Source organism: bacterium (genome assembly GCA_030247525.1).
Classification (GTDB): Bacteria; Electryoneota; JAOADG01; order JAOADG01; family JAOADG01; genus JAOTSC01.
This window is the reverse complement of the sequence record JAOTSC010000030.1, coordinates 21476-27475: the sequence shown is the minus strand read 5'-3', so window position 1 is coordinate 27475 and position 6000 is coordinate 21476. Positions and strand designations below refer to the sequence as shown.

The following is a 6000-nucleotide window of genomic DNA, read 5'->3' as shown; positions in this document are numbered from 1 at the left end:
GTGTAAGGTGAAGGGGATCGAAAAAAATGGTGAAAGGTGTAGGGTGTAAGGTGTAGGGTGTAAGAAATCGGGTGAAGGGTTTAGGGTATAAGGTGTAGGGTGTTGAGTAGAAAAAGATTGGAAAAGGTTCTCAGAATCTTCTTTAGCTTCCCTTGCACCATTCACATTTGACCCTTCACCCTTGACCTTTGACCCTTCACCCTTTAAGAACTTGAACTTCAGGGCATGACTTTTCATCGGAACATTTTCACGCGCGGGATGGCGGCGCAACATTTCCGGTAAGTCGTTTTCATTGGGCGACCCAGAGGGTCTGCCCCTACTCGAATAGTCGTCGGACAGGAATGTCCGACGTACGGGGTCAGCGGGCGGATACGATGATCCGCCCCTACCCTGAACCCCGAAATCCAATTCCCGATCCCCCTGTTGCATTAGCAACAGCGTAATCCCATCACGTTCGAGGAACCAGGTCATCCCATTCTTCGCTTGACACTTATATAGCACGCGAGCATCCCACTGCCCTTTGTTCTCAGTAAAGAAAAATGGTTTGGGAACAGTTTGTGAGGTGGGTGAGAGCGCTTTCGCGTGTGTGAGATGTACACCCCCGCTAACCAGTGGGAAGAGAAAACCAAGCAGCAGTATTTGTATCGGCTTTCTCATCGAAAACCTCTCCCATATTGGCGCTGTTTCTATACGGTTATCATTCCCATTTGCAACCACAAGGAACGCCACGAAACAATTCTATTTTCGTAAGGTTTCTTACGATCCGGCACGCCATTCCCCGCGAAGCCGAAAACGGGCGGATATCCGTTTGAATATCCGCCCGGTCGCTCATTGCATACAACACCACATCCTGAACGATTTACTTCCCGGTTGGGGTTTCAACCGATTTTTCTAATTCCTGAAAAGCTTCTGCCGCCCGCATCCGGGTGTAGAGTTCGGTATTCTGTTTCACTGATCGGACAAAGTTCGCATTCATTTCGCCAATCGGATACTCGACTAATACGTACGCCCGCCAGTATTCGTCGTCTTTTAAGAGCGATTTGTCTTTAACGTGGGTGCCGTTCAGCGTCGTATTCACGACAATTTTTGTCGCGTCGGTATACATTTGGAGAAGTTTCGCATCCTTCCCCAAACCAACTTCTTCATCGAATCGTTTCTGCATCGAGAGAATTTTCGCTTCCACCTGTCTGCCAATTTCCTCACGCGCCCCAGCCGCCGCTTTATCGACCGCTAACTGCATATCCTGCGACACCGCGCTGAATGCCGCATACAGATAATCGTTTCCGGTGGGTACCTTCTTATACCAATCCGGTTGATTTTTTGCGCTGGTCGTCTGCATCGGCTTCGAGCCGCAGCCTAATAGCAACGAGAACGAAACAACCAATGCGATTACGAAGTAATACCGTTTCATCAATGCCTCCAGTAGTTTAGTTTAGTCCGGGTTACCGAATCAGTGTTTCAGCGGAATCGACAATGCCAACAGAACTGCCGGATTCTCCATTCCGTGTGAGTTAGTATCGAACTTCAGCGAATAGTAGATATCGGCTTTATTGTTCGAGAGAAGAAGTACATCTGCCAAATTGAGCCCATAGGCAGCAACCGCAACACACACCAGGACGACATTCGCCTGATAGTATTCATCCGCCTGCTTATCAAAGTCGCGGCGGTCAGCAACATTCGTCGCTTGGTTCGCCTTGTTTTTCCGGTCGGTATAGGCCGACGCAGTAAAAAAAGCGCCCCCCACTGAGATCGCCTCAGCAGTTAAATACAATACACCACGGTTTATTCTACCTTGATAAAATTGTCCCCAACCGGGCAGGATCGCGCTACGCCAGACCGGGGACCAATAAGAAAATGGGTTCTCGGTCGGAAGCGACATTAAAGCGTACACCCGGTACGGCGACGAATTGCGGTCGACGTAGGTATTCACCAACTTCAAACCGGTTAAGGTGGAGGATGTCCCTTGCACTTCGAGTTCATGAACGACCGATTCCCGGTAGCTGTTTGAATCTTCGATTTTCTGCAAGGTTAGTTTACTGTTGAGTGTTACCCCCTGTGTAACGTTGAAGGTCGACATTGCATTGGAAATCGCCGCTTTCCGCGTTTCACTCAGCGATACGGTCGATTCGCCAAGTCCAACTGCGTAAACATGATTTCGCCCGATAGGCGTTTGTTTCGTCCATCGTGGCGCTGCCAATACCGCCTCGCTAAACAGGAGCGTAAGGAGTAGGATCAAGTAAGCTGTTCTATGCACGGGGATACCCTACCATTCGTTGAAAAAGTCAGGGAACGTAATTGCCGTTTACATCGGTTTTTAATACCCAGATGTCGTTAGTACCGCTGGTGCCAATAATCGCAATACCATTATCAAGCGTTTTCGTAATGCCGATACCGCGATCGTTAGTGATTGTTCCGTAAGACCGCGACCAGAGCGAATCGCCATTAGCATCGGTTTTGAAAATCCATAAATCTTGACCGCCATTGCCGGATGACTCGGTTGTTCCAGTAGTTACGATTCCACCATCGACTGTTTGTACGATACCATTCCCGTAATCCGGCGAGTTACCGCCGTATTGGCGTAACCAGCGCTGATTCCCTTGGGCATCGGTGCGAATAATCCAAAGTTTCTTCAGACCTGCCGAATTATACCCTTCCCCCGTCATAATAAAATCATTGTCAGTGGTCTGCTTCAAGGAATAACAATATCCTACATTCGGAGTACCGTAAACCCGTTCCCACTGCCAATTGCCTGAACTATTCAATTTCATCAACAAGAAAGCGCCCGCGCCCATTGCATCGTATTTTGTACCACCAATCGCAAAACCGCCATCACTCGTTTCAAAAATCGAAAATCCGACATCGTAATTCGCACCGCCAAATGTCCGCGCCCACTGCTGATTGCCGGATAAATCGGTCTTGATAACATAAATCTGCGCGTCATTGCCGTAGGAATATGTACGTCCGACCATTACAAACCCGGAAGAGCGAGACTGAATTATTGACCATCCGTTATCTTCCCCCGTTCCGCCATAGGTTTTTGTCCAAAGGGTGTCGCCATTTTCATCATACCGGACGAGCCAGACATCAGACCCGCCATGGCCGTAAGAAGCGGTTGAACCCACAACGGCATACCCGCCACCCCAACACTGAATCGCTTGACTCCCCCGATCCAACCCCTGCCCACCTAAAATGCGTTGCCAGACCGTCGAGCCGGTTTCCGAAAGCTTGGTAAGCCACAGATCATACCCGTAGGGAGGGGTTCCGGTGTAACCGGTACAGATATATCCACGTTCAGCAGTTTGGAAGATACTTCGTCCCTCCTGAAACTGCGCAAGATGATAAGTACGCGACCAATACACGCCCGACGGAGCTGCTGTCTGGAATTGCCAAACCGGGCTGGTTGCGATACCGCCATAGTTATCACGGGCAACCACTTTCCAAAAGTATTGTCGAGAGGCAAACAGACCGGTAAGCGAGCGGGTGTTCGTCGATAACACATTCAATGTCGGTGGTGGGTTTTCCGTACCGAAGTACAACGTATACTGCAGGGTATCGTTATCGATATCGCCACCATCCCATTGCAGCGTTAAATTGCACGCTTGGTTTGTCGCCAAGTCTTCCGGTATCGGGGTTGATGGTTGATATGGCGAGCTGTTCGGTGTCGTTACGCTGTCGATATTTGAATAATCGGAGTACATCGTCTGATTGAATGCCTGCACCCGATAATAGTATTTCATGTGGGGAGCCAGTCCCGTGTCGGCAAACGTGGTTGTATTAGCAGGCAAGGTCGCTGCGGGCTGGAAAGTGGGAGAGGAGAGGGTTCTTCGTTCCAACCGGAACCCTTCTTCCACCGAAGAGTTATCATTCCAACTGATTTGCGCGCTACGAATCGTAGTGAGTTGTGTGTGTAAAAACGTGGGGGCATCAGGTCGTGCCGGCAGTACAATCATCGACACGGGTATATCAATATTGCCGCCATTGGAGATAATCGAAAGCGCTCCGCTATAGTTGCCATTCGATAAGCCGGCGCGATCCACAGAAACGGAAATCGAACGACTTACGCCGGACCCGGTAGAACCCGACACCGGTACCACTAAAATCCAAGTCCGGTTTGATGTAATCGACCAATTCAATACCCCGGTCCCGGTGTTGGTAATCGTAAAGAGTTGCGCAGTCGACAACGTATCAAACGCAATCGTTTGGATATTCACACTCAATTGTGGGATCAACGGGTTCGGTACCGCCAGCAATACTTGTACAACAGGATTTCCACCATTCGAGGTAAACGTGATCGATCCGGTATAATTGCCAGCCGCCATGCTATCGCGATTCACAACAACGGTTACGTGAGCGGTTTGTCCAGTGATGGTGCCAGAGGTCGGTGTAATGCCCAGCCAATTTCGATCATCAACCGCACTCCAATTGATCGTAACCCCGTTTTGACTGGCTAACGTCAATTCCAGCGTATCGGTCTGCATCCCAAAATCAAGCGGGCTGGGTGTCACTTGCAATACCGGTGGATTCTCGGCTAATGCAATATCAGCGTTCGTAGTCTGCCCCGCGATGACTTGCACTATTGCATTATTACTTAAGTAACCGCTCTTTGTTGCAGTAACAGTATATTGTCCCGGATCAACGTTGGAAATCGTGTATTCACCGTTAGAATTGGTTAGGACGCTCGTCGTTGCCGGAATTGTGGCGATTTGCACACCAGATAGTGCAACTGTAGACGATGTATTGTCGGTTACTTTACCCGCAATCATGCCGGTAGTGGGAGCATTGTCAGGCGTTTTAGCGCAAGAAAACAACAGCAGGAGGAGGAGCAACCCAAAGGTCAAATGTCGCACACGATGAAAGGATGAGGAGAGAGAGAGTTTCGTTGATGAACACATAGCAACTCCGTCACGGTAGCAAATTAGAAGTGAGTCGTGTATTGTGACGAGTTGTATCACTAAACGTGATTCGTCGGTTACTCGCCACGTTTCAAAACAATGTATGTATTCAAAATCGAGTGAGCAACGTTTTTTTGCGGTTTTGGAAAATTTTCGTTTTCTTCTTACTGGTGGCAACAAATCACTCTGTTGTCCCCCATTACTCCGCTGCCATAAGCGCTTCTAAATTTCCCGAAACGATGTGCGAAAGGTTGCGGGTCACCTTCTCAATCTCCCAATTCCACCAGGCAATTTTAAGCAATTCGGAAATGATTTCTGGCGAAAACCGCATCCGAAGTATTCGCGCGGGATTACCGCCGACAACGGCATAGGGTGGCACTCGCGTTGCCACCAGCGAGCGCGTTGCGATGATTGCGCCATGTCCAATTTTCACACCCGGCAAGATCAGCGCATCGTAGCCAATCCATACATCATTTCCGATTACGGTATCGCCGCGATACGGTAACTCTTCGAGTTTTGGGATCGCCGCTTCCCAACCGCTCGGGAAAATTCCAAAGGGATATGTTGAGAATCCTGTCAGCTTGTGGTTAGCGCCATTCATCATAAACTTGGCGTCGCGGGCAATCGCACAAAACTTGCCAATGATCAGTTTATCGTTCATGAACGGATAGTGATAGAGCACGTTCCGCTCGAACCCATCCGGATCGACGGGATCGTCATAGTAGGTGTAATCGCCCACGATGATATTGGGGTTGGTTACGATGTTTTTCAGAAAACAGATTTGGGGAAATGCCGGAACCGGGTGTTTACTGGTTGGGTCGGGACCGTTCATACAATCCTCGCTTTACGTCGGCAGAAGTTCTGTTAAGAAAAGAGGGGCGTAGCAAAATATACGCCCCTTCAAAAAATGGCCGGAGAGACCGGATTTAAACCCAGCGTTTCTCCCAGATGCTAACCGGTAAAAATGGTCAGGGAGACTGGATTTAAACCCAGCGTTTCTCCCAGATGCTAACCGGTAAAAATGGTCAGGGAGACTGGATTTGAACCAGCGACCCATTGCTCCCAAAGCAATTGCGCTACCGGGCTGCGCTACTCCCCGAAAAAGATA

At 49.4% G+C, this 6000-nt stretch carries 5 protein-coding genes and 1 tRNA gene; all 6 read right to left on the bottom strand.

What is annotated here, in order from left to right; genetic code table 11:
* On the bottom strand, nucleotides 1-657 hold a 657-nt coding region (locus tag OEM52_04655; GenBank protein MDK9699427.1), incomplete at its 3' end, for a hypothetical protein.
* 202 nt (nucleotides 658-859) lie between these two features.
* The gene (locus OEM52_04650) at nucleotides 860-1411 is read right to left on the bottom strand and encodes an LPP20 family lipoprotein (protein ID MDK9699426.1); all 552 of its coding nucleotides are present in this window, start codon (nucleotides 1409-1411) and stop codon (nucleotides 860-862) included.
* Nucleotides 1412-1450: 39 nt separating this feature from the next.
* Nucleotides 1451-2197 carry a hypothetical protein gene (locus OEM52_04645; protein ID MDK9699425.1) on the bottom strand — a complete coding sequence of 249 codons (747 nt, stop codon included), beginning with the start codon at nucleotides 2195-2197 and terminating at the stop codon, nucleotides 1451-1453.
* Nucleotides 2198-2282: 85 nt separating this feature from the next.
* Nucleotides 2283-4892 (bottom strand): carboxypeptidase regulatory-like domain-containing protein, encoded by a 2610-nt coding sequence (locus OEM52_04640; protein MDK9699424.1) that lies wholly within the window; start codon nucleotides 4890-4892, stop codon nucleotides 2283-2285.
* 199 nt (nucleotides 4893-5091) lie between these two features.
* A complete protein-coding gene (locus tag OEM52_04635; protein MDK9699423.1) occupies nucleotides 5092-5724 on the bottom strand; it encodes a Vat family streptogramin A O-acetyltransferase in 633 nt (210 codons plus the stop codon).
* Between the two features lie 190 nt (nucleotides 5725-5914).
* A tRNA-Pro gene (locus OEM52_04630) sits at nucleotides 5915-5991 on the bottom strand.
* Nucleotides 5992-6000 lie beyond the last annotated feature (9 nt).